This window comes from Chryseobacterium ureilyticum (genome assembly GCF_900156735.1).
Lineage (GTDB): Bacteria > Bacteroidota > Bacteroidia > Flavobacteriales > Weeksellaceae > Chryseobacterium > Chryseobacterium ureilyticum.
The window spans coordinates 166,909-190,299 of sequence record NZ_FTOL01000002.1; the positions used below are offsets into that span (position 1 = coordinate 166,909).

Annotated in this window: 22 protein-coding genes; 7 read left to right on the forward strand and 15 right to left on the reverse strand. The window is 35.0% G+C overall.

All coding sequences use genetic code 11. The features are described from left to right. Window positions 1–69 precede the first annotated feature (69 nt). Window positions 70–1,998, reverse strand: coding sequence for an LTA synthase family protein (locus BW983_RS06965; RefSeq protein WP_076551138.1), 1,929 nt, complete (start codon window positions 1,996–1,998; stop codon window positions 70–72). An 89-nt stretch (window positions 1,999–2,087) separates the two neighbouring features. Between BW983_RS06965 and BW983_RS06970 the strand changes: the two genes are divergently transcribed. The 5 genes from BW983_RS06970 to BW983_RS06990 all read left to right on the forward strand — a co-directional run bounded on the left by BW983_RS06970 (window position 2,088) and on the right by BW983_RS06990 (window position 5,190). Further along, window positions 2,088–2,801, forward strand: a complete 714-nt coding sequence (locus tag BW983_RS06970) for a CDP-alcohol phosphatidyltransferase family protein (RefSeq protein WP_076551140.1) — start codon at window positions 2,088–2,090, stop codon at window positions 2,799–2,801. 50 nt (window positions 2,802–2,851) lie between these two features. Continuing rightward, the gene (locus BW983_RS06975) at window positions 2,852–3,616 is read left to right on the forward strand and encodes a 3'-5' exonuclease (protein ID WP_076551141.1); all 765 of its coding nucleotides are present in this window, start codon (window positions 2,852–2,854) and stop codon (window positions 3,614–3,616) included. Between the two features lie 2 nt (window positions 3,617–3,618). Continuing rightward, window positions 3,619–4,017: a putative signal transducing protein gene (locus tag BW983_RS06980; RefSeq protein ID WP_076551143.1), complete on the forward strand. Its 399-nt coding sequence runs from the start codon at window positions 3,619–3,621 to the stop codon at window positions 4,015–4,017. 70 nt (window positions 4,018–4,087) lie between these two features. Further along, entirely contained in the window at window positions 4,088–4,693 is a 606-nt protein-coding gene (locus BW983_RS06985) for a fumarylacetoacetate hydrolase family protein (RefSeq protein ID WP_076551144.1), read from the forward strand. A gap of 59 nt (window positions 4,694–4,752) precedes the next feature. Continuing rightward, window positions 4,753–5,190: a universal stress protein gene (locus tag BW983_RS06990; protein ID WP_076551146.1), complete on the forward strand. Its 438-nt coding sequence runs from the start codon at window positions 4,753–4,755 to the stop codon at window positions 5,188–5,190. An 83-nt stretch (window positions 5,191–5,273) separates the two neighbouring features. Here the strand turns inward: BW983_RS06990 and BW983_RS06995 are convergent, their stop codons facing one another. Continuing rightward, complete coding sequence (locus BW983_RS06995) at window positions 5,274–5,507, reverse strand: DUF6341 family protein (RefSeq protein ID WP_076551147.1); 234 nt, start codon at window positions 5,505–5,507, stop codon at window positions 5,274–5,276. A 42-nt stretch (window positions 5,508–5,549) separates the two neighbouring features. On the opposite strand from BW983_RS06995, the gene BW983_RS07000 reads away from it, so the two are divergent. Both BW983_RS07000 and BW983_RS07005 read left to right on the forward strand, forming a co-directional pair. Then, window positions 5,550–6,455, forward strand: coding sequence for a DUF6427 family protein (locus BW983_RS07000; RefSeq protein WP_076551149.1), 906 nt, complete (start codon window positions 5,550–5,552; stop codon window positions 6,453–6,455). A 6-nt stretch (window positions 6,456–6,461) separates the two neighbouring features. Continuing rightward, complete coding sequence (locus BW983_RS07005; RefSeq protein WP_076551150.1) at window positions 6,462–7,046, forward strand: DUF3109 family protein; 585 nt, start codon at window positions 6,462–6,464, stop codon at window positions 7,044–7,046. A gap of 77 nt (window positions 7,047–7,123) precedes the next feature. Here BW983_RS07005 and BW983_RS07010 read toward each other — a convergent pair whose 3' ends face one another. The 13 genes from BW983_RS07010 to BW983_RS07070 all read right to left on the reverse strand — a co-directional run bounded on the left by BW983_RS07010 (window position 7,124) and on the right by BW983_RS07070 (window position 23,355). Next, on the reverse strand, window positions 7,124–9,979 hold the full coding sequence (locus tag BW983_RS07010) for a M16 family metallopeptidase (RefSeq protein ID WP_076551152.1): 2,856 nt from the start codon (window positions 9,977–9,979) through the stop codon (window positions 7,124–7,126). Window positions 9,980–10,131: 152 nt separating this feature from the next. Next, the gene (locus BW983_RS07015) at window positions 10,132–10,818 is read right to left on the reverse strand and encodes a hypothetical protein (RefSeq protein ID WP_076551154.1); all 687 of its coding nucleotides are present in this window, start codon (window positions 10,816–10,818) and stop codon (window positions 10,132–10,134) included. Between the two features lie 167 nt (window positions 10,819–10,985). Then, complete coding sequence (locus BW983_RS07020) at window positions 10,986–12,320, reverse strand: trigger factor (RefSeq protein WP_076551155.1); 1,335 nt, start codon at window positions 12,318–12,320, stop codon at window positions 10,986–10,988. A 176-nt stretch (window positions 12,321–12,496) separates the two neighbouring features. Next, window positions 12,497–13,048: a hypothetical protein gene (locus tag BW983_RS07025; protein WP_076551157.1), complete on the reverse strand. Its 552-nt coding sequence runs from the start codon at window positions 13,046–13,048 to the stop codon at window positions 12,497–12,499. Window positions 13,049–13,075: 27 nt separating this feature from the next. After that, window positions 13,076–15,460: a TonB-dependent receptor gene (locus tag BW983_RS07030; protein ID WP_076551158.1), complete on the reverse strand. Its 2,385-nt coding sequence runs from the start codon at window positions 15,458–15,460 to the stop codon at window positions 13,076–13,078. 273 nt (window positions 15,461–15,733) lie between these two features. Next, window positions 15,734–15,940: a hypothetical protein gene (locus BW983_RS24345; RefSeq protein ID WP_228408977.1), complete on the reverse strand. Its 207-nt coding sequence runs from the start codon at window positions 15,938–15,940 to the stop codon at window positions 15,734–15,736. A 294-nt stretch (window positions 15,941–16,234) separates the two neighbouring features. Next, window positions 16,235–18,166 (reverse strand): ABC-F family ATP-binding cassette domain-containing protein, encoded by a 1,932-nt coding sequence (locus BW983_RS07040; RefSeq protein ID WP_076551160.1) that lies wholly within the window; start codon window positions 18,164–18,166, stop codon window positions 16,235–16,237. A gap of 164 nt (window positions 18,167–18,330) precedes the next feature. Continuing rightward, complete coding sequence (locus BW983_RS07045) at window positions 18,331–19,677, reverse strand: phospholipase effector Tle1 domain-containing protein (RefSeq protein ID WP_076551161.1); 1,347 nt, start codon at window positions 19,675–19,677, stop codon at window positions 18,331–18,333. 152 nt (window positions 19,678–19,829) lie between these two features. Beyond that, window positions 19,830–20,507 carry a response regulator transcription factor gene (locus tag BW983_RS07050; protein ID WP_076551163.1) on the reverse strand — a complete coding sequence of 226 codons (678 nt, stop codon included), beginning with the start codon at window positions 20,505–20,507 and terminating at the stop codon, window positions 19,830–19,832. Then, window positions 20,476–21,147, reverse strand: a complete 672-nt coding sequence (locus BW983_RS07055; RefSeq protein WP_228408978.1) for a sensor histidine kinase — start codon at window positions 21,145–21,147, stop codon at window positions 20,476–20,478. The genes BW983_RS07050 and BW983_RS07055 overlap by 32 nt, the downstream gene beginning before the upstream one ends. A 110-nt stretch (window positions 21,148–21,257) precedes the next feature. Then, window positions 21,258–21,881 (reverse strand): hypothetical protein, encoded by a 624-nt coding sequence (locus tag BW983_RS07060; protein WP_076551167.1) that lies wholly within the window; start codon window positions 21,879–21,881, stop codon window positions 21,258–21,260. Between the two features lie 15 nt (window positions 21,882–21,896). Continuing rightward, complete coding sequence (locus tag BW983_RS07065) at window positions 21,897–22,670, reverse strand: hypothetical protein (RefSeq protein WP_228408979.1); 774 nt, start codon at window positions 22,668–22,670, stop codon at window positions 21,897–21,899. 64 nt (window positions 22,671–22,734) lie between these two features. After that, window positions 22,735–23,355, reverse strand: coding sequence for a DUF5715 family protein (locus BW983_RS07070; RefSeq protein ID WP_076551170.1), 621 nt, complete (start codon window positions 23,353–23,355; stop codon window positions 22,735–22,737). Between the last annotated feature and the right edge of the window lie 36 nt (window positions 23,356–23,391).

Sequence of the window (23,391 nt, forward strand, 5' to 3'; positions counted from 1 at the left end):
ATTTATACTGAAATACGTCTTTGTTTTATTAGCTTTCTTTAATTTTTTTTATCTTTTTTATCTTTTCACCTAATAAAGTTTCCTATTGATAACCCTATTCATATAATCCTGATACCAAGCTTTAGCTGTCTGTTTTCCTTTTTCCACTTCTGGAGTTTTTAACTTGTCAATCAGATTCTTCTCAAATCCAATATCTGCTTTATCATAAACTCCCACAATTTCCTTGCCATCAAAACGATACATATAGTTTCCGATAATGAATTGCTCTGTATTTCCATCGGAATTAACCATAATCTGCGAATATTTTTTATCACTCACTAAACTTCTGCCCCAGCTTCTGATAGGTTTATTATAGCCAATAAGATCTGCTAATGTAGGGTAAATATCCATTTGCTGAGCAATTTCAGGATTTTCTCCTTTAAGATTATATTCCGGATTTGGAGAATAGAAAATTAACGGAACTGCAAAACGGTTCATTCCTTTTTCATATTCGGGATAATAAATCTGATTGGTATGATCTCCTGTGAACACAAAAATGGTATTCTTGAACCAAGGTTGTTTTTTTGCTGTTTCAAAATATTCTTTAATAGCATAATCCGTATACTGTATCGGTTCATGCATTTCCAGCGGTCCTTTCTTGAATTTCCCTTTATATTTTTCAGGAATTTTAAACGGATGGTGAGAAGAAGCAGTAAACATAGTCGTCATAAAAGGTTGTTTCTTTCCGACATTTTTCGCAAAATACTGTAAGAATGGCTCATCCCAGATTGCCCACATTCCATCAAAATCTTCATCATGATTATATTCTGTCTTCCCAAAATAATGTTTGAATCCTAAAATATTTCCGAAACCAAGGAATCCCATGGAACCATTAGGCGCTCCATGATAAAAAGAAGTATCATATCCAAGATCATTACAAACAGAAACAATGGACTGAATTTTCTGATTGGAATACGGAGATCCCGTAAAAGCATCCGTAAGACTCGGAATACCAGCCAAGACACTGCTCATCCCATGAATAGACTGTCTCCCATTGGCAAATGTATTAGGAAAAATAAGACTTTGAGTCGCCAAACTGTCTATAAATGGAGTATAGGAAACGTAATCTTTGATATTTTTAGCTTTATTAAAAGCTCCGGAATATTCTCTACCAAAAGATTCTACAATAAAAATAACAATATTGGGACGGTTTTCTACTTTTCTGTCATAGACTTTGTAAGGCTGTACATTTTCCTCAATGTATTTTTCATCTACAAAATGAACCTCCTTAAAACTATTGGTATTTAATGTTCTAAAGAAAGAAAATGTACTGTTAAGAACCATATTTCCCTGTATCGGATTCGTCACAAAACGCGTAGCATCTACCATATTGATAGGTCTTGTACTGTGTTTGAAATCTCCTCTGATTCCTCCTACAACCAAAACAGCCGTAATACATAAGGTAACAATGGATGAAAGGAAATAAGGAAGTAGTTTCGCAGGTTTTGATTCTTCTACCTTTACTCTTTTATAAAGGAAAACCCACAATCCCATTAAAACAATGAACCAGATCAGAACAAAAGGATGTTCTCCGATAGAAATCGTCAAGGTCTGAGAAACGTTAGACTCGTGTTCTGCAACCTGAAACACAGCAGAAGTAAGCCTTGCCTGAGAAAATTTATAATAAATAAAATCCCCGAAATTCATGGCGTACGTTAAACCATTGGTAATAAAGTAAATCCAGAAAAGAGCTTTCTGAAAACCTTTATTTGTATTGATAATCAATGGAAGAAGACTGAGCAAAATAAACAATGCGTTGACGTACAAAATTGCCGTCGTATCAAAAGCCGTCCCGTGATAGGCAAGCTTCAGGTAATCTGAAACGGAATCTACCTTGATCAGGTCCTTATTAAAATACCAAAATAAAAGTCGTGCAATCTGATAAAAAACATAGGCTAAAAAAATCCTGTACAGCAATGCCAGAACTTCCTGTTTTCTAAATCCTTTTAAAAATTTCATGGAACAAATTTACACCAAAATCACTTTATTGCATTTTTTAGTTCATATTATTTTGAGTTAGAATTTTTAAAAACATTAATTTTGTGGTTATGGATTTTATAAAGAATAATCTTGCCAATGCCTTGACTCTGGCTAATTTATTTGCCGGATGTATAGGTGCAATACATCTTATTTTAGGAGACTATCAAACTACGGCGATATGCCTTATCCTCTCCTCTATCTTCGATTTTTTTGACGGGTTTGTAGCCAGAGCCGTAAAATCAAACTCCAATCTGGGGCTTCAGCTGGATTCCCTTGCGGATATGGTAAGTTTTGGGCTGATCCCTGGGCTTACAATGTATAAAGCACTTGAGCCATTCGGTACAGAGCTTCTTGGAATTCATTTTCCTTTTGAAATTAAATATATAGGACTGGTAGTTACTACTTTCTCTTGTCTGAGACTTGCCATTTTTAATCTTGATGAAGAACAGAGATATTACTTTAAAGGATTGAATACTCCTACCAATACTGTTTTACTATTTGGATTATACTATGCTTTTAAAGAAACCGGAAGTTTCAGCTTCTTATTTGAGAACAGCCTGCTTTTGGTTATCTTAAGCCTTCTTACCTCATGGCTTCTAATCAGCCCTATTAAGATGATGGCTATGAAGTTTAAATCCAAAGCATTAAAAGATAACTATCCGAAAGTAGTATTACTTGTAGGAGGTATTGCTATTCTTGTAATCTTCCAGATTGTAGGAATTCCGATGCTTGTAATTTATTATATATTGGTATCACTTATTTTTCAAAGACAGCTCAAATAGAAGTCAAAGAATCTATTATTTAACACATTTTCAAATTATTAATTATCAACATGAACTTAAAACTCCATAAACCACTTTGTATTTTTGATCTTGAAACAACAGGAACAAATATCGGAAAAGACAAAATCGTTGAAATCTGTATCTTAAAGGTAAACCCTGATGCATCCAGAGAAAGCAAAACATGGCGCGTTAATCCGGAAATGTCAATCCCAAAAGAAAGCAGTGAAATTCACGGGATCTACGATGAAGACGTAAAAGATGCTCCTACTTTCAGAGAAATTGCTCCTAAAGTGATGGAAATGATTACCGGTGCTGATTTGGGAGGCTTTAACTCTAACAGATTTGATGTTCCTCTTTTAGCAGAAGAATTATTGAGAGTGGAAATGGATTTTGACCTTAGTAAGTTCAGATTGGTAGATGCACAGACCATTTTCCATAAAAAAGAACCGAGAAACCTTGGTGCTGCTTACCAGTTTTACTGTGGAAAAACATTAGAAAATGCACACTCTGCGGAAGCTGATGTAATGGCAACATTCGAAGTGTTGGATGCTCAGGTAGGTAAATATGAAGATATTCCGAATGAGATTGCTCCTTTGAGTGAATTTACATTCCATAACAAGAATGCAGATCTTGCCGGATTCATTGGATATAATGATAAGCAGGAAGAAATTTTCAACTTTGGAAAGTATAAAGGACAAGGTGTAAAAGCTGTTTTCCAAAAGGATCTTGGTTATTTCGGATGGCTTCAGAATGCTGATTTCCCGTTGTACACTAGGAAAGTCTTTACTAAAATTCAACTTTCAAGCAGATTTTAAATATGTCCAGTCTGGTTCGTTTTAAATTTTATGAAACTGCCCTTGAAGCTAACAGGGACAAACAAATTCTGTTTGAAAACGGAATCAATAGTTTCATTGCGAATGAACAGCTTATTCAATCGGATTGGCTGCTTTCTCAGGCTGTAGGCGGAATTCAGCTTCAAGTTTTTGAAGAAGATCTCGAAAAAGCAGGTCAGATACTCCAGGATTATAAAGATAATGAGCAATATTCACTGGAAGTGGATCATACCATTGAAAACCCTGAGTTTGATTTTGTATGTCCTAAATGTGGCTCCAATCATATTTACAGAGATGATAAAGCTACCAGTTTCTTTGGAATCTCATTTTTAACCAGTGATAAGTTTATATGCTATTATTGTGGCAATGAATTCACTCATTAAAGTCTGATATTGAAAAGAAACAGAGCAGTAAAGATCATTTTAAAAGTATAGTAAATTAAAAAATAAAATTATGAAAATCATCTGCATAGGAAGAAATTACAGCGAACACGCTAAAGAATTAGGAAACGAAATTCCGGAGAATCCTGTTATTTTCATGAAGCCGGATACAGCGGTTTTAAAAGGAAATGATTTTTATATTCCTGAATTCTCCAACGACATTCATTATGAACTTGAAGTCGTGATAAAAATATCTAAAGGAGGAAAATATATACAGAAGGAAACAGCTCACAAACATTATGAAGAGCTTAGTTTAGGAATAGATTTTACGGCAAGAGATCTTCAAAGCGAATTAAAATCAAAAGGACTTCCGTGGGAACTTGCCAAGGGATTTGACGGTTCTGCTGTGGTAGGAAGCTTCTTTAAAAAGGATAAATACAATCTGGACAACCTTTCTTTTTCATTATTAAAAAACAAAGAAAAGGTTCAGGATGGTAACACAAAAGATATGTTGTTCAATATTGATGACATTATTGCTTTTGCCTCTCAATATTTCACTTTAAGAGTGGGTGACCTTATTTATACAGGAACTCCAAAAGGGGTTGGAAAAGTAGAGGAAAATGATGTTCTTGAGGCTTATCTTGAAGATGAAAAAATCCTTGATATCCGAATATTATAAGTATTTAACATAAAAGTTTAGCAAATTTTTCATATCTTTAGGTAACAAAATGAAAGGTTATGATAAATATTGTATTACCCGTAGATTTTGGGGACAAAACAGACCAATTGGTAGACGGTGCCATAAAATTTGCAAAACAACTTAATGGTAGAATTTACCTGATCCACGTTGCACCATCAGATATCGGCTTTGCGATTGGAGATATGGGATTTCAATATTTTCCGGAGGTGGAAGCCAATGAAATAAGGGAAGAACTGGTACAGCTTAATAAGATTGAGCAAAGAATCATCAGCCATGATGTAGATTGCGAGCATCTTTTAAAGCAAGGGCTTGCCAAAGAAACCATTCTTGAATTTGCCAAAGCAAAAAATGCTGATTATATCGTAATGGGATCACATGGTAGAAGTGGAATTTATGATGTATTCGTAGGAAGTCTTACCAAAGGGCTTACGAAAAGTTCACCCGTTCCTGTTTTGGTACTTCCAATCCACGACTAAGTAAAAGAAAATTTTAATCGTTAGTAATAAAAAAGCCGATCAAATAAATTATTTGATCGGCTTTTTACTATATAACCAATTAATTAACCTTCTTTTTTGTAGATATTCGGATCGTAGTAAGGATTCTTACCTTCCGTTGGAGAATAATAATCTTTATCTTTATCACCACCTAATGTTACCACTAGTACGTAGCACCAATAAGTAAATAGAACACAGCAAACTATAAATAGAATCCAGTTTAAAACATTACCAAAAGTATCAAAGAACCCGAAACTCGATTTGAAAACTTTGCTTAAGAATAGAAAGAAAGACGTCATTATTTTCCTTTTTTAAATTAACTTTGTACAAATTTATAAAAAATGTTTAAATTACTTTCAAAAGAAAGCAATATTTTTTCAATTCCTGTTTATATTGGTTTTCTTCTTTTAGTAGTAATTATATTTAACATACTGAATTTCAACACTTATGAAGCAATTATTGCCGGAATCACATTTCTGGGAATCGCTTTAGGATATTTTTGTTTTCACAGTATAGCTCTTAATTATCAGACCCACTTGCCTTTATTTTTGTATACCCTTTTTATTTTTGGGTTATATCCTGGGAATCTGGATGTAGGAATTGCTGTTTCCCTGCTTACCAATTCCTTTCTGATCCTTCTTCTTACCAGCGCAGATGAAGACGTTAGAAAAAAATCTTATGTATTGGTAGGAGCTATTGTTGCGCTGAACTTTATTTTCCTTCCTACTACCTGGCCTATGGCTGTTTTTGTAATCATTCACGTGATTGCCACTTCCGCTAAGATAGGTTTAAATCTTTTCAGATTTTTGTTGGGAATTATTTTGATTGCATTCAGTTATTTTTCTGTCATGTATTTCGTTCAGTTTACCTCATGGAATATCGATTATTTTCCGTTTGGAAAGATGAAACCGGTAACAGATTACACGGAAATGTTACCTTTGATCCCCGTGGTGCTTATGCTGATCTATGCGGTATATGACCATTTTCAAAATTATAATAAGAAAAGTCCTATCAGCAGATATAAGTATACTTTTCTGTTGGTATTTTCTTTAGCCCAACTTATTACCATCATTCTCTATATGAATACAAGCTACGAATATTTGCTTCTTTTAGCATTTCCTTCCAGTATTATCTTAAGCAGAATGATGAGATTTTTACCAAAATATTGGATGCAGGAAGCCAGTTTATGGCTTATTATTACCAGTTTACTTACCTTTAAAGTGGGTACAGTTTTTGATTTATTTTAAAAAATTATGATTCAGATAGACGATAAATTGATTTCTGAGGAGATCTTTTCCGAAGAATTTGTTTGTAACCTTACCAAGTGTAAGGGTGCATGTTGTGTGGAAGGAGATGTAGGTGCTCCTTTGGATAAAAATGAGCTTGAAATATTGGACGGTATTTTTGATAAAATTAAACCTTATCTTACTCAGGAAGGAATTAAAGCCCTGGAAGAACAAGGAACATGGACTACCGATCCACACGATGGAATGTATGTAACTCCTATGGTGGAGAACCGCGAATGTGCGTATGTAACCTTTGACGACAAAGGAATTACAAAATGTGGTATTGAAAAAGCCTATGAAGATGGTGCTGTAGACTGGCAAAAACCTATCTCATGCCACCTTTATCCTATTCGTGCTACAGAATACTCAGCATTCACAGCTTTGAATTACCACGAGTGGAATGTATGCAGTGATGCCTGTACTCTAGGAAAAGAACTTCAGGTTCCTGTTTATAAGTTCTTAAAAACACCATTAATCAGAAAATACGGTGAAGAATTTTACACTGTTTTAAGTGAAGTAGCTGATGAATGGAAGAGAGAGTATGGTTCTTAAATGCTTACTTTTTTAATGTAAATAACAAAAACCGCAGATAAATCTGCGGTTTTCTATTTTTAATAGATGGACTGTTATTATTTTACAATTGCTGCACCAGCCACTTCTACTTTAGCGTCTGCCTTTGCTGTTTTTTCCCAACCATCTTCCGGCATTAGCATTGCTACCACCCTTCCTTTGGTAAGGTATTTTTTAGCAACATCCTGCAGGTCTTTTACAGTCAGTGCTTTTACTTTATCCTGATAACTCAGAACATCATATTTGTCACTTCCATCCAATTGGTTTTTAACAAGTGAATTCATCCAGAACATATTGTCTTTCAGTTCTGTTTTGTAATCATTGTATTCTCCTTCTTTGTATTTATCCAGATCTTTCTGTTCAGGACCTTTATCTATCAGCTTCTGAAGTTCTGTAACGGCACTTTTTGTAAGTTTTTCAGCATTTTCAGGACCACAAGGGAAACTGATACTGAAATTATAAGCCCCAAATGGAACCTTGCTCATATTTCCTCTGGCACCTCCACCATAAATACCGCTTTCGTCTTCTCTTAACTTTTCTATCACCTTGATGGTTGCTACTTCTCCTAGTGCAGATAAAGCAAGTGCTTCTTTCTCGTTGTAAGGAGTTTCACCACTATAAGAGATGGTCACCATACTTTTAGGATCTTTACCTTTTTTATATACTTTGGTATAATCTCCGGTTAATTGTCTGTATCCTGTATCTTTGAATGCAGCAGCTTTTCCTGATGATGGCAAACTGGCAATGTATTGTAAAACTTCATTCTTGAATTTCGCTTCATCAATATTTCCTACGAAATAGAACTGAAAGTTCCCTGCATTGGCAAATTTTTCTTTATAAATATCATAAGCCTTCTTATAATCTGTATTTGCCCAGTCTTTTTCAAGTGGGAAAAGACCGATAAATCTAGGATTTTTCTGATTCATGAATTTTGCGTGCTCATTGGAAAAGTATGCCTGTGGATTAGATAGCAGGTTATTCAACATTGCAGATTGCTTTTCTTTATAAGCATTAAATGAAGCGGGATTGTAATTTAAGCTTGTAAAATAAGCATACATCAACTCCATCGCTGTTCCTAAATCCTTTTGAGTGGTCTTTCCTGAAATTCCTTCGAAAAGAGTAGATATCATTGGATTCACGCTTACTTGTTTTCCTGCAAGATAATTGGTAAGATCTGCTTTGGAAACCCCTCCTACTCCAGCTTCAGATAAAGCACCAAAAGCAAATTGTGTTTTATTGTAATCAGCATCAGGAATAATAGAATTTCCACCTAAGTTCCTTGCCGTAAACACGATCTCATCATCTTTAAAATCAGTTTTCTTGAAAGTTACTTTAGCTCCGTTGTTTAAAGTCCAGGTTGTCGTTCCAAGTTTTGCATCTGTTTCTGTTTTGGTAATCTGTCCTTCAGATTTGAAAGGCTTGATCAGATTTTTAATTGCAGCTTTTTCCTCATAAGGTTTAAGATCTGCCATTTTCACGGCATCAAAAGTACTCAGAACCATTGCTTCTGTAGGCATAGAAATATTATCTTTCTTAGGACCTGTGATGATGATAACCCGGCTGTCATCTTTTACCATTTTCTTGATCACCTCATTAGTTTGTGCAAGAGTAACAGTTGGTAAGAAAGATTTGGCACCCTCATATTCCCATGCAATTCCCGGAATTGGTTCCTGCTCCAGGAAGTTTCTCACATATTCATCTACCAGCATATCACTTTCTGTCTTATCCCTGTTGTTATAAGATTTTTCAAGATTGGAAAGCACCTGAGATTTTGCCCTGTCAAGTTCAGATTGAGTAAAACCAAACCTTTTTGCTCTTTCTACTTCTTCCAGTAAAACCTTTAATGCATTCAGCTGACTTCCTTCTTTTACCATTGCAAACCCCTGGAAAGCTTCTTTGCTTCTGGCATAAGTTCCACCATGATAGACAGAACCAAAGGTAAACGGAGGATTGGTAGAGTTGATAAGTTCTCTCAATCTGTTATTGATCATCGCAGTTGAAAGATTCTCGATAATACTCTGGTTGTACTGTTCAACAGTAACATCAGGTTTATAAGCTCCTGCATCTTTCATGATAAACTGAACCATAGAGTTTGTGGCATCCGGATCAGTTTCAACAGCTACTAATGTTTCGTTATGATTGGGAAGGTCAAAAGATTTTCTTTCTCTAGGTTTTGAAGGATTTTTATATTTACTGAAGTTATCTTTGATCTTCTTTTCAACTTCATCTACATTGATGTCTCCTACTACCACAATTGCCATCAGATCCGGTCTGTACCAATCCTGGTGAAACTTTCTGATCACATCCGGTTTGAAGTTTTCCAGAACTTCTTTTTTACCAATGGGCAACCTGTCAGCATATTGAGATTTATATAATAGTTTCGGAAGATATTTATCCATCATCCTTTTGTCTGCTCCAAGACCTAATCTTAGTTCTTCCAATACTACTCCTCTTTCTTTATTGATCTGCTCATCAGAAAGGGTAGCATTAAAAGCCCAGTCTTCCATAACCTTTAATCCTGCATCCAGATTTCCGGGCTTATCTAATGGAACAGGAAGCATATAAACGGTTTCATCAAAACTGGTATAAGCATTAAGGTGTTGTCCGAATTTAACCCCGATAGACTGTAAAAAGTCAACTAATTTATTATCCGGAAAGTTTTTAGTTCCATTGAAGTTCATATGCTCCATAAAGTGAGCAAGACCTCTTTGGTTTTCATCCTCAAGAATAGATCCGGCATTGATAGCCAGACGGAAATCTACTTTTTTCTCAGGTAACGTGTTTTTTTTGATGTAGTACTTCATTCCGTTGGAAAGGGTACCGATTCTTACAGATGCATCCACAGGGATATTCTGCCCAAAGGCATTTGTGGACATCAGGAAGATGACCGCAAATGAAGATAATACTTTTTTCATGTTATTTGATTTTATTTACGTGCTAAAAGTATCAATTATTCACAACGTGAAGAAATCCGGAAATTCATATTATAGTTAAATTCAAGTTAAAATTATTCATGCATAAAAAAAACCGGATATTCTCCGGTTTTTATATAATAAGAAACTAATTGTTATTTAAAATCAGCATCCGTAACGCCGGAGTTGATCACGATCTTAGTTGTTTTGATACTTACTTTCTGTCCTGATCCTTCAGCCTCTACGTCAGCTGGAAATTTCATGCCATCAACAGTCATATAACTTTTTATGATTACGGTTCCTTCTCCTGCAATGGTTTTATATAAAAGTCCGGTAGCTGCATCAAAATAGAACTTCCCTTTACCTGATGAAAGTACATTATAGTCTTTTCCATCTAATTTTTCTACATTCACATTGTCAAAGGTTGTTCCTTCAAATGCTAATGCATCTACAGGTTTTCCTTTTTTCATTTCAGCAATTTTATCTGCAGGAATATCTATTTTGGTTCCCATCTGATCAAAATATCCTTTCTCACCATCAAAAAGCTGAACCATCTGCTGTCCCATCAATGACTGTACAGACTTAAATTTATTTCCTAATCTTTTAGTTGACATAGTAATTTCCATTTTCTGAGCACTCATCGTGTTTTCAGTAATAATAGATTTTACACCATCTAATTTATCTTTACCACCTAATGCTTTGAAATATTTGTCTATTACTTCGTTTGCTGTTAGCTTCGACTTCGCAGTTTCTGTTTTTACAGAAGCGGCATCTTTCTTCTGAGCTGATGCCGGAACAGAGAAAAGTACGGCACAGAAAAATGGAATGATGATCTTTTTCATAAATATAAAGTTTAGGTAGTAAATATAGGAATATTGACGGACATACCTAAATTATGAATGATGAGGAATAAATAATAAGTAAAGAATAACTGTAAAATAAAGGAATTTTTAAATAAAAAAACCGCCAAAAAAATTGACGGTTTTCAAATATTTATATCTGTATATAATTATTTCTTAAGTTCTTCTAAAAATTCGTCGTGAGAAATTTTAGTTTCTTTTTTGCTAGCTTTTTCAAGAATAACATCTTTTAGTTTAGCCATAGCAACTTCAGAAGAGATCTGTCTTACTTGCTCCTGATCTTTTAACATCTCAACAGCATATTTCTGGATTTCTTCATCACCTAAGTGGTGAATTCCGTAGATTGCTAATTGGTTTTTCACTAATTGCTCAGCTTGTGCCAATACATCAGCATAGTCAAGGTTGATTTCGTTATCAGTCATCAATTTACCTTCGATGATCTGGTATCTCAATTGGTTTTTCTCAGCTTCAAGGATTTCTTTAGCCTGATCTTCAGACTGGATATTCTGGTTAGAGAACATTAACCATTTTACTAAGAAAGTTTCAGGAAGAGATACTTCTTCTTTTTCAGTAACTTGCTCCAATACTTTATTCACGAAGTGAACGTCAGCATTCTGTTGGAAATACTCGTCTAATTCAGTTTTCACTTTATCTTTAAGCTCATCTTCAGACTTGATGTTTCCTTCTCCGTATACTTTGTCGAATAAATCTTGGTTAAGCTCAGCTAAGTTTAATGAATAGAAGTCTTTTACTTTTACTTCTACTTCATTGTGGTGTAGGTGCTCTACTTCTTCTTTGCTGAATCCTAATTCTTTAGCTAATTCTTCATCACCTGCAAGAGTTTCTTTAGTTACTTTTACAGAACCGTCCATTTTTAAAGCTTTTACTAATTTGAAAGCTTCTTTGTTTTCAGCTGTAACAGTAACGTTCTTTGGGTGGTGGTGGTGCTCTCCTTCAGCATCCTCTTCTACTACCTGAGAAACTTCTAAAGAAACGTAAGAATCTTTAGTGATTTTATCTTGAGGAACTTGTTCAGCGAAACGCTTCTGCATGTTTTCAATGCTCTTGCTGATTTCTTTGTCTGAAGCTTCTACTTTATAGTGAGGAGCCTCATATTTAGCTAAGTCTATAGTGAATGCAGGCTCATATCCTACTTCGAAAGCAACTGTTACCTGATCAGCGTTGTAATCTAATTCGTTTACTGGCTGAGGAATCGGCTGACCAACTAATCTTAACTTGTTTTCGTTAACATAGCTGTTCAAAGCATCAGAAACCTGTCTGTTGATTTCTTCAAATGCAATTCCTGCTTCATATTGTTTTTTAACCATACTTAAAGGCACTTTCCCTTTTCTGAATCCAGGAACTTGCGCATTTTTAGCATAATTAATCAATTGCTTCTCTACTTTTTCTTTGTAGTCAGATTTCTCCAATGTTACAGTAAGTAATGCACTTACATCATCATGGTTTTGTGCGGTAACCTTCATTATCGATTAAAATTTTAGGTTGCAAAAATATGAATTTTTTATGAAAATCACCCATTTAAAATCAACTAATACAGCCAAATATTGTTAAATAAAAAAACCACTGAAAAAATCAGTGGTTTACCAAATTTAATATGATGATATGTAGGTCCTTTTCCCGAAAGGACTTTTTTTTTCAATTAATGAAAATCTATAGCGATATCTACGTCACTTTCTCCTCCTACAGTACTTCCAAGCTGGTTATCCGGTGAAGGCGAGTTATCATTTACAGCACTAGCTCCGTGTACAAGAACAATCTGTACTTTGCCGGCTGCAGCTGTTGCTACAGTCCATTCTGTCTTAAGACCTAATTTTTTACCATCCGTTCTTACTACATCATCGGCAGCTCTTTTTACTTTTACATCTGCTCCTGTAAATTTATAGGTAACAAAATGCATATCTTTTTCTTCTATAATCTCTTCAGCATCATGATAATGGTCATCATGTTTAATCTGAAAATTAACATCTACAGCATAGGTAGCTCCCTGAGTTAAATGAAAATGATCTAAAGTCTGCCCGTTAGTAACCGTTACTTTCTGTGATTTTCCATCAGCTTTGTTCGTTAAAGTGACCACTACCTGTCCTACTTCTTCATGCTCGTGAATATCTTCAGGAATATCATTCCCGTCACGACAAGAAAATAATAATACAGCTGCGAATAATAAAAGTGATATGTTGAATATTTTTTTCATTTTAATTTAAATTTTAAATAATAAGAGTTAAAAATTGTATTTAAGAGTAACCACAAAGTTTCTTCCTGGTTCCGGCATATAATATCTTAGTCTGTTAAGATATTCCTTGTACTCTTTGTTAAAAATGTTGTTGATTCTGAAATTCAGATTCATGTTTTTGAATAGATCTGCACCAATAGATGCGTGAAATATTGAAAATCCGGCAGGAGGTGTACTGTAATCTATTATTTTAGTCACCCACTCGCCATCTTCTATCAACTGTACCGGCTGATCCCTGATCGGGAAGCGATTTTGTTTGAAAGAATTTTCATTTTCCAGTCTGATATAAAAATTGGATGGTTTATTCAGTTTAAATTCCAGTGAGTTTCTAAGACTCATCGGCATCATCAGAATAAGAGGTTCATTATTGGTTAAATCATCTCCTCTCAATGCACTGAAGCCGGTTGTCCATTTCAGATTATCCGAAATACTAAGCTGTGCATCGGCGTCTATTCCGTACATTCTGGCTTTCACCTGCTGATAAGTCCAAACAGCAAAAGTTCCTCTGCTGGTATTCTGAATTTCTGTAGGAATTTGATTGATAAAACTATCAGAAAATATGACGTACGGATTGGCTTCTATCTGAAGTCCTTTCAAAACATTGAAACGCCCTGTCAATGAAAGGTTAGCATTATAAATCTCTTCTTTTTTGATTCTCAAATCTCCTTTTTCAATGATTGCAGCAGAATGGTGAAGCCCGTCTGCAAATAATTCTGCGGGGTTCGGTGTTCTACTCATTCTTGAAAAATTAAATTTGATATCAAAGTCTTTGGAAGGATTATAATTCAACCCAACATTTGCTGAAAAATTATGATAATCAAAAATAGGACGTGATAAAGTTCTGCTTCCGCTTTCAGCAATATAAAACTGAGGGAAAACGTCTGCATATTTATCATTCCATTCTTTGGAATCATAATATTTATAGGAGTCATATCTACTGAAATCATATCTTACACCGGCTTCAGCATTCAATTTTGGAGTAAAACGGTATTTAAATACAGAAAAAGCTCCTGCATCATAACGGTAATAATCCGGAATCAAACGTCTGACTTCTGTTGCCGGATTGGGATAATTATCCTGAAAACCTGCAGAAATCCCACTTTCAAGGCTCCATTTTGAACGTTCGATAAGATGGGTAAGACTTGCTGAATGACTAATCAGCCTTAAATCCATCGAAGGAGTATCTTTAAGATTTCCTTTTCTGATATCATATTCTCTACGTTTGTTCAACTGGAAACTGTATTGAAAAGTAATTTTCCCGAAATCTGCAAAGCGTTTATAGGCTGAAATTTTCGCAATATGATGTTCTACTTTCTGCTTAGGATATCCGATGTCATAGCTGAAATCATCAAGGAAATAAGGCTGCCCCAGATTCATTGCACGATAAATATCCGCGCCACTTCCAAGGTGAGCTCCTCTATAGATACCGAATTCCTGATTAATTCCGCTGTAAGAAACATCAAATCCCTGCATAAACCCATGATTTCCGAATGAAAAGTTGAATGAATTCATTTCTGCACCCGTATTTTGAAGGGTATGGTGCGGAATATAGATATCTCCTAGCTTTTTATAGCTACCTCCTGCTTTTACAAACCATTCGTTTTCCCAGGATTTTAATGCATTTGCAGAAATTTCAGCTCCTCTTCCGTTAGAAATCCCTGATAATTTAATATTTCCCATCAGAGTATCTTTCTTTGGAGGAATTGCTGGTTCCAGAAGTACAACTCCCGCTACTCCATCGTTTCCATATTTCAGTGCGGAAGCTCCTTTGATCACATCAATATGCTCAAAGTCATTCACATCTACATTGGGTGCATGCTCTGCTCCCCATTCCTGTTCTGCCAGCTTCACACCGTTATTCATAATGGAAATACGACTTCCATAAAGACCGTGAATAACAGGTTTTGTAATATTATTCCCTGTTTTCAGTACGGCAACCCCTGAAATTTTAGCAAGGATATTTCCGAGATTTTCTGTAGAATTCCTTTCAATATCAGTTTTATCCAAGGTTTTCATCATTACGGAACCTTTATTTTTATGGCTTCCGTGTATGGTGATGGTTTCAATGTCACCCGTATGGTGTTCAAGGGTAATACTGATGTGAAGATCCTTATCAACTCCTATATTTTCAGTATAATCATTGCAATCAGGATGTTTGGCAATGAGTGTATACTTCCCTGCAGGGATCATATTGAAGGAAAATGTTCCTTTTTTATCTGTTCTTGCTGTAAAGTTCCCGATTTTAACCACCGCATTTTCAAGCATGGTTTTATCATGAAAATCCTGAACGGTTCCCTGTACAGTGTAAGTTTTCTGTGCACTTGTAAATACTGATCCACAAAAGATCAGCAGCAGGCAATATATCAATTTCATTGTAAATAGATTGATGGTATACCCCTTTATGGAAGGGTATATTTTTTCGTTAAAATTTATTGAATGGGTTAGACTTCCTTGTACGATGTATGATGTACAATAAGAATGTATTAATGAACAATAAAAAGGATGTTAAAATATTTGAATAAGTAAGTAACCGGATATTTACCCATTACAAACTGACCGCTGCTTTCTACAGCTTTAAATATTAAACTTCAGTTCTTGAACATTAAACTCTATGATATAGAGCTAAACCCAATAAGAATGTATTGATTATGAAATTGCGGGTGGTCCGCGAAGTTGAAAAGTGAATTTGGTCTGAGACCAAATTTTCTCCTGAATGGCGATAATTTGCTCTACTTCGTGCGTATAATGCTCAAAGCTAAAGCTGAACTCTTCAGGAGCCAATGTATGCCCGGTAGCCAAAAAATGACAAGCCAGACAGTCGCCAGCTTTCTCTTTAGGTGTAGCTTTCGTCATTGAATTTTCGACTTTCTTAATGTTGAATGCTTTAAAAAAGTCTGCTGATTCGTGATGGTGAAAGCTTTGAGAAAGCAGCGCGAGGAAATACACCCCAAACAATAGCCTGGAGATAAACCTTTTTAAGTTTCTGCTTTCTTTAATCATTTTTCAAAATTAGGAAAATAATTTAATTTTCAGCCTAAACTTCCATTAAATTACTTTTACGATTTGCTAACAATACGTCGAAACATCTAAATATTTGTTACAAAAAAAAAGCTTCATCACTTTTGAGTTGATGAAGCTTTTATATTTTTAATCAAGCTGAGTTCCCAGATATTCCCATTCTTGCAATGCATTATCCAGTTCTTCTTTAGCTTTATTATATTTTTCTAAAGTTTCTTCGGAAGGATTTTCCTTAGCAAAAGAAACTTCCATTTCCTCTACTTTCAATTCCAGTTCGGAAATTTTCTCTTCTACTTTCTTGATCTTATTCTGAATGTTTTTCTGCTCCTTAGTAATGATATTGGACGCCTGATTGTTACTCACAACAGGTTTCTCCTCCACTTTCTTAGGTTCTAATTTAACTTCTTCTTTGTGAAGTTTAGCTTTTTCTGCAGAAATTTCCCTGATGGTTTCTTTTTGTCTGTACTCCAAGTATTCATTGATGTCTCCAAGGAATTCTTTCATTTTCCCATCACGGAATTCGTAAATTTTATCACAAAGTCCCTGAAGGAATTCTCTGTCGTGAGAAATTACAATTAATGTCCCTTCAAAGTTCTGTAATGCCAACTTAATAATTTCCTTAGACTGAATATCCAAGTGGTTGGTAGGTTCGTCCATAATCAACGTATTGAAAGGACGAAGCAATAGTTTACAAAGTGCCAGACGGTTTCTCTCTCCTCCGGAAAGTACTTTTGTTTTTTTAGAAACAGCATCTCCCTGGAATAGGAAAGATCCTAGTAAATCTCTTACTCTTGGTCTTGTTTCTTCTGTCGCCGCATCTTCTGCTTCTTCCAGAACCGTTTTATTGGGTGTTAAAACCTCTTCCTGATTCTGAGCGAAATACCCGATGTTTACATTATGTCCAAGATTCCATGTTCCTGAATAGTCTTTAATATCTCCGGCAAGAATTTTAGCTAAAGTTGTCTTACCCTGTCCGTTTTGTCCCAAAAGAGCAATTCTGTCTCCTCTCTGAACGATAAAGTCTACATCATCAAAAATCTGTTTTTTCCCGTAAGCTTTTCCTAAATGATCTGCTTCAAAAATGATTTTCCCAGGAACCATAGATTGTACGAAACGGATATTGAATTTTGAAACGTCTTCATTATCAACTTCGATACGCTCGATTTTATCTAATTTTTTAATCAAAGACTGAGCAAATGATGCTTTGGTAGCACTTGCACGGAACTTGTTGATATTATCTTCCATCTGTTTGATCTCCGCATCCTGATTCTTCTTAGCCTGAATCAGTTTTTCACGGCGATCTTCACGCATGATCAGATATTTGGTATAATTGGCTTTATAATCGTCAACTTTTTTATTGTTGATATCGAATGTTCTGTTACACACAGCTGTCATGAACTGCTTATCGTGGCTTACCAGAACGATAGCTCCCGGATAGTCTTTCAGGAAGTTCTCCAGCCAGATGATAGATTCCATATCAAGGTGGTTGGTAGGCTCATCGAGAAGCATAATATCATTCTTTTGAAGAAGTAATTTTGCCAATTCGATTCTCATTCTCCATCCTCCGGAAAATTCATCGGTGATTTTTTGGAAATCATCTGCTTTAAATCCTAAACCGAATAATACTTTTTCCATATCACCTTCCAGATTGTAGGCATCATGGTTCATCAAAAGGTCATTCAGCTCGGTCATTTTATTAATCAGATCCGTATAGGAATCACTTTCGTAATCGGTTCTGGTTGTCATTTGGTGGTTAACTTCTTCAAGCTCATTTTTCCAAGCGTTGATTTGCTCGAAAGCCTGCATTGTCTCATCCCAAACAGTTCTTCCCTTTACAAAGTCAAGATCCTGCTTTAAGAAACCGATTGTAACACTCCCTTCGGTCACAACGTTTCCTTCGAAGAAATTAATTTCCCCTGATAACATTTTCAATAAAGTGGATTTTCCCGCTCCATTTTTCCCCACGAGACCTACTTTATCATCCTTTTTAATGGTGAAATTTACATTTTGAAATAAATAATTTCCCGAATGGTGTAATCCTAAACCTTGAACCGAAAGCATTTTTGTAATTAATAATTAATGAATAATGAATTTTCGGGGGCAAAAGTACGGAAAAAGAAATGAATAGCAGAATTAGATATCAATGTATGAGTGATTAAGGATGGAAAAGGGCACCAAATCAGATGCCCTCAATAACCTAAATTTAAAACTGAGAAGTACTAACACTAATAATTCATTTCATTTAATTTTTTTTTTACCGGAGCTTTCATGATTGAACGAATCCAAATATCATTATTGGGGACATTGGTTCCATAGAGAAAATCTGCAACAAAGCTGTCTTCCGGCAGATGGAGTTCTACAGAAAGTCTTGCACCGCTGTCCTGATCTACCGTAGTGCTACTGGAAACATTTAATCCGATATTAAGAAGTTCAACATTGATCTCATATTCGGTTCTTTTCAGCAAATCTTTACTGTATAAACCGAAATTTCCTGAAATATGAATATAGTCGGTTAATTGATTATAATTATATCTTGGCTTTCTATTTCTTGAAATATTTTTCACATAGTTTTTTAATTCTATAGATAACTCTTCAAGAAATGGATGTCTGCTGTAGTTTGTTTCAAAAGAATTATTTAAATCAAAAACGGGAGATATTGCATTGGTTTCTTCCAGCATTAATTTTCCGTACACTTTTGAAAGTTCATTATATACTTTATCTCTGCAAACATATGCCTGTAAAAAAACTTCTTCTTTTTCAATTTCATACTCTGAAAGTAAGGCATCCCAGATTTTATTTCCTTCTGCATCTTTTTTTGCGTTTCTTATATCCTTGATATAATCTTCAAGATCATCATGGTTTACAAAGTCTGTAGAAATATAAACCGACTGAGGTCCTTCCAGATATCCACCACCAATGTCTGCATGAGCTCCGGGCACAAAAATTTCTTTCCAAACAGCAGTATGACTTTCTGATTTTTGGTCCTGCATAGCTTTTGAACCTTCAAAAAAACCTGTCAATGGAAAGAAAAACCTGGATTCATTTACTGCACAAATATGAAATGCATTTTCCACATGATGGGAAAGACTCAGATCATAGGTATTGAAAGGTTTGGATTCTACGGTATCAAAAACTCCTAAAAACTTTATTTTTATATTTTCAGGAAGGTAATAGGATAAAATCTGGTTACAGAATGTTCTCGCCAGCATTCCTCCTCTTCCGAATCCATAGAGATAAAAGTGGTATTCAAAGTCTTCATTACTGATGATATTTTCTACAAATCCGTGGGCTTTTTGAAGTTTGTCATCTGAAGAATATCCGTTTCCATACGGCGGGTTGGCACATGTAGCCATGGCAAAGTTATTATCTTCACTTCCTACGATCGTTCCTATTCCTTCTATATATATTTTTTCGTTTCCGTTAAATGATTGATATAGTTTAAAAATATTGGTAAAAGCTCCATGATAACTTTCATTATTATTCAGCGGTTTATCCGATGAAAGGGCATTCGTACCATTATTTCCCGTACCGTCAAAAAATATTCCGACGGAAATCACTCTGCTGTCATCCATAGTTTTTATTCATTTTTATTACAGGATTCCCTGCTCATTTATGTTTTTATTCAAAATCCCTATCTGAGACATTTCAAAATAACGGAAGAAAGGAGACTAAAGCTAGAGTGGAAAGTACCAAATAAAAAATTCCGTATTTCTACGGAATCAGGTTATATTTTTTCGAGAGAGTATATATTGTTCACAATGGCGTAAATGACTATTCCCACAGTGTTTTTGGCTCCAATTTTTTCAAGGATACGTTGCCTGTGGCTTTCAACTGTTCTGGGGCTGATGAAGAGTTTTTCTCCGATTTCGTTGTTGGTAAATTCCTGACAGATCAGTTTCACAACATCTTTTTCTCTTTCCGACAGTTCGTCTGCTATTTCAAAAAGAGAATTTTTCTTAGCAGAACTGTTCATATATGTGAATAGCATCTGATGATCTTCGGCAGTAAAGAATACTCCGTTTTTATCTACCATAGTAATTGCCTCGATAAATGTCTTTTTGTTTGAGTTTTTGGGAAGAAAAGCAGAAACGCCCAGCTTAACCATATATCCGAGAATGGAGGTCTTATAATGGGAAGACAAAATAATGATTTTCAGATCGGGATATTTTTCTTTAAGAATTTCTACCAGTTCAAAACCGTTCATAGGCTTCATCTGTACATCCACAAGTGCAATATCCGGGAATTCTGAAGGGGTAATTTTTTCCAGAGATTCAATAAAATCGGGACCGTTATCTGAAGTAAGGCAGACGGAAATGTTCTTTTCATTAGACAGCAGCATTTTTACTCCTTCAAGGATCAGCTGTTCATCATCAATCAGTGCTATTTTGATTTGGGAACTCATGTTGTTTGGGAATTTTAATAATTAAACGACTTCCTTTATTTAAAAAAGTTTTCTTCCATTTATGGGTGGCATTCATAGATTTGATTCTGGACTCAATATTTTTGATTCCCATTCCTTTTTTTACCTCTTCATATTCAAATCCCTGCCCGTTATCCGAAATAACGACTGCCATATTTTGCGGATAATCTTTAATATAAATCCACAGGTCTGTAGCATCTGAATGCTTGATCACGTTGGTTGTAAATTCCTGAATAATCCTGTACAACTGTACTTCCACGAAAATATCCTTTTTTTTATATCCCGGCATTACCTTTAGGGAAATATTGATTTTATGAGAAAGGTTGGCGATCAGTTCTTCTACATAAAGTACTAATCCTACAGATTCGAGATTGACAGGATATAATGAGTGTGAAATACTTCTTGCCGCATCAATAAGTGATGACATCTGGCTGTAAATATTGTTTTTAATCACCTCATCTCCTTGAGTATCAAGATTATTCAACCATAAAGAAAGGATATTAAGCCGGTTTCCAATATCATCATGGATCATGACGGCTATTCTTTTTCTTTCTTCTTCCTGAGCTTTAATATTTTCAAGAACTAGCTTTTTTTGGTGAAGAACTTCTGCTTCATGCTGCACATTTTTTTCTTTGATAATCCTTCTTATAAAAGTTCTGTAGGCAAGCATAATAAAGGAAACTATAATTGCTATGGTAACAATTATAAGAATCAGCAGGTTGATATTTAAGGTTACTTCTTTAATTTGATGAAGGTATATAAAAGTGAACAGTATAAAATGCTGGAAAGAATATTATTGGCACTGAAAAGAATGTAATAACTGTTTTCCGAAAGATTAGCGATCTGATGCTGAACAATAAAAATAAACACTGACACTGAGTAATAGAAAAATATACTCGCATCCACAAAAAGGAAACGGTTGTCAGCAGATGTATCTTTTATCTCACGAATCAGGGTAAATCCTGAAAGACAGATTATGATGATATTTGAAACTACTTTGGCAATATCAGCATTGGCGGGATAATTAAACCCGTATTTTGAAATCATAAATGCTATTGCCAAGGTTCCGCTTATTCCTAAAAGATATTTTGGTAGGTTTAATTTCCTGATGAATAATCCTGTCAGCAAAAAAAATTCTCCGGCAATATAAAACGGATAGAGAAAAGAAGTATCATCCAGCTTAAAAATATAAGGCAGAACAAGATTCAGAAATTCAATAAAAAAAAGAAAAGCAATACAGTGAAAATATTGCTTTTCTTTATGATTTAATATGCGGTATTTATTGGCTCCCAACAGTATAACAGCCAGAAGCAATCCATAGTTCAGGAATAAAATCGTCTTATAAAGATCTGCCATTCCTTATTTTATATTTTAAAATTCATTTCCTACATCTACATCCGGTATACGACAGATGGGAGGACATGGTTTTGCCCAGTCATAAGTATTGGAAATCATCTGTGAACGCTCAGACCCCTGAAGATTTTCACGGAAAGAGATAAAGATCAACGTCACAAGCATTTTTCCATAAATATCGTTGTATTTAAGTCCAAAAGAACAAGTGATACCCGTTAAATATTGGTCCAGACACAAATCTGCTGTAGGAACATAGAACTTTCTGAAAATCCCTATTCCTTCTGTTTCTTTATATTCTCTATAAAACCAATCCATGCCGGATTCTCTCCATTTCTCAATAGCTTCCACGGCTTTATCTTGCTCCAGAACAGGTTTATTAGAGATAGGAAAGGCTAAATCTGCATCTTTCTCTATTTTTTCAAAACCTTTGGAAAGAATTGTGTTTTTCACAATGGTATACTCCTGAATTTCCTGAAGTTTAAGATCAGAAACCATTTCAGTAAGATAAGTGTAGGGATATTCTTTTTCCGCGATTCTCTTGCCTTCAGAATCCATTGGATAGAAAATAAGAACCAAACGTCTATTATACACTCCTACTGCTGCACAGAATTCAGGGTATTCTCTGAAGCCTCTCATCCAATTAAGATGATTTTCAGAAATATTAAAAACAAAATTGGTAGGAATCATATCCTTTAACCGTGAATAATCTGAACGGCAAAGATTCCACTCGTTTGTAGCTTCTCCACATTCCTTTACGGGAAGCATGTAATCTAGAATGTTTAATGTTGTCATAAGCATGGTTTTTAGGTGTATAAAATTATACAAACTAAACATGCTATGCAAGTAAGAATTTAACTTAATAATTTTTCACTGTAATATGATAACAGCTTTGTTGCTTTTCTTTTATGTAATAAATTCTACCAGCATCCGCATAGTGCTTTAAAACTTTCTCCAGCGCCACTTCCATTTTGGGATTATACTTCAGAACATTATTGAATCTTACATATGAAATATCAAAAGAATTACCATAATTGTGAGAACTGATTCCCAATGAAGCATTTGAATTTACCTTTCTTAAACGGCATTGATCTTCTAAAGTTCTTGTAATAGATGAAACGGTAAAAGTTCCTCCTTTGGTTGCTTTACTGAACTTGGAACCCATATTTTCCAAAGTAGTTTTTGCTTTAGAAACCATATAAGCTCTGCTGTAATCCAGTTTTTGGACCTGAAATCCTTTTCCTGATTTTTTTATTTTATGGAATTTTCCGTTACCGATATACTTTTGTACCGTCTTGGAATCTTTCAGTAGTTTTACTCCGAAACTCTTTGAAGCATCAAGATGGGGTTTGTATAGTGCAGTAGGCTCCACCTTTAAAACAGTCGAAAGATCATAGCAAGGAAGACTTTTTTTTGCTGCCTGCGAATAATGTAAACTATAAACAAAAGGTACAAAGACCACACATAGAAACTTTTTCATTAACCACCACTTTAAATTACTAATGAAGGATAAATC

Bases quoted from the DNA above. Each gene is read 5' to 3' on its own strand.
- BW983_RS07020 (WP_076551155.1), bottom strand. From the start codon at position 12,320: ATGAAGGTTACCGCACAAAACCATGATGATGTAAGTGCATTACTTACT.
- BW983_RS07065 (WP_228408979.1), bottom strand. From the start codon at position 22,670: ATGACAACATTAAACATTCTAGATTACATGCTTCCCGTAAAGGAATGT.
- BW983_RS07005 (WP_076551150.1), top strand. From the start codon at position 6,462: ATGATTCAGATAGACGATAAATTGATTTCTGAGGAGATCTTTTCCGAA.
- BW983_RS06975 (WP_076551141.1), top strand. From the start codon at position 2,852: ATGAACTTAAAACTCCATAAACCACTTTGTATTTTTGATCTTGAAACA.
- BW983_RS06995 (WP_076551147.1), bottom strand. From the start codon at position 5,507: ATGACGTCTTTCTTTCTATTCTTAAGCAAAGTTTTCAAATCGAGTTTC.
- BW983_RS07025 (WP_076551157.1), bottom strand. From the start codon at position 13,048: ATGAAAAAAATATTCAACATATCACTTTTATTATTCGCAGCTGTATTA.
- BW983_RS07030 (WP_076551158.1), bottom strand. From the start codon at position 15,460: ATGAAATTGATATATTGCCTGCTGCTGATCTTTTGTGGATCAGTATTT.
- BW983_RS06990 (WP_076551146.1), top strand. From the start codon at position 4,753: ATGATAAATATTGTATTACCCGTAGATTTTGGGGACAAAACAGACCAA.
- BW983_RS06970 (WP_076551140.1), top strand. From the start codon at position 2,088: ATGGATTTTATAAAGAATAATCTTGCCAATGCCTTGACTCTGGCTAAT.
- BW983_RS07045 (WP_076551161.1), bottom strand. From the start codon at position 19,677: ATGGATGACAGCAGAGTGATTTCCGTCGGAATATTTTTTGACGGTACG.
- BW983_RS06985 (WP_076551144.1), top strand. From the start codon at position 4,088: ATGAAAATCATCTGCATAGGAAGAAATTACAGCGAACACGCTAAAGAA.
- BW983_RS07050 (WP_076551163.1), bottom strand. From the start codon at position 20,507: ATGAGTTCCCAAATCAAAATAGCACTGATTGATGATGAACAGCTGATC.
- BW983_RS06980 (WP_076551143.1), top strand. From the start codon at position 3,619: ATGTCCAGTCTGGTTCGTTTTAAATTTTATGAAACTGCCCTTGAAGCT.
- BW983_RS07010 (WP_076551152.1), bottom strand. From the start codon at position 9,979: ATGAAAAAAGTATTATCTTCATTTGCGGTCATCTTCCTGATGTCCACA.
- BW983_RS07040 (WP_076551160.1), bottom strand. From the start codon at position 18,166: ATGCTTTCGGTTCAAGGTTTAGGATTACACCATTCGGGAAATTATTTA.
- BW983_RS07070 (WP_076551170.1), bottom strand. From the start codon at position 23,355: ATGAAAAAGTTTCTATGTGTGGTCTTTGTACCTTTTGTTTATAGTTTA.
- BW983_RS06965 (WP_076551138.1), bottom strand. From the start codon at position 1,998: ATGAAATTTTTAAAAGGATTTAGAAAACAGGAAGTTCTGGCATTGCTG.
- BW983_RS24345 (WP_228408977.1), bottom strand. From the start codon at position 15,940: ATGACGAAAGCTACACCTAAAGAGAAAGCTGGCGACTGTCTGGCTTGT.
- BW983_RS07060 (WP_076551167.1), bottom strand. From the start codon at position 21,881: ATGGCAGATCTTTATAAGACGATTTTATTCCTGAACTATGGATTGCTT.
- BW983_RS07015 (WP_076551154.1), bottom strand. From the start codon at position 10,818: ATGAAAAAGATCATCATTCCATTTTTCTGTGCCGTACTTTTCTCTGTT.
- BW983_RS07000 (WP_076551149.1), top strand. From the start codon at position 5,550: ATGTTTAAATTACTTTCAAAAGAAAGCAATATTTTTTCAATTCCTGTT.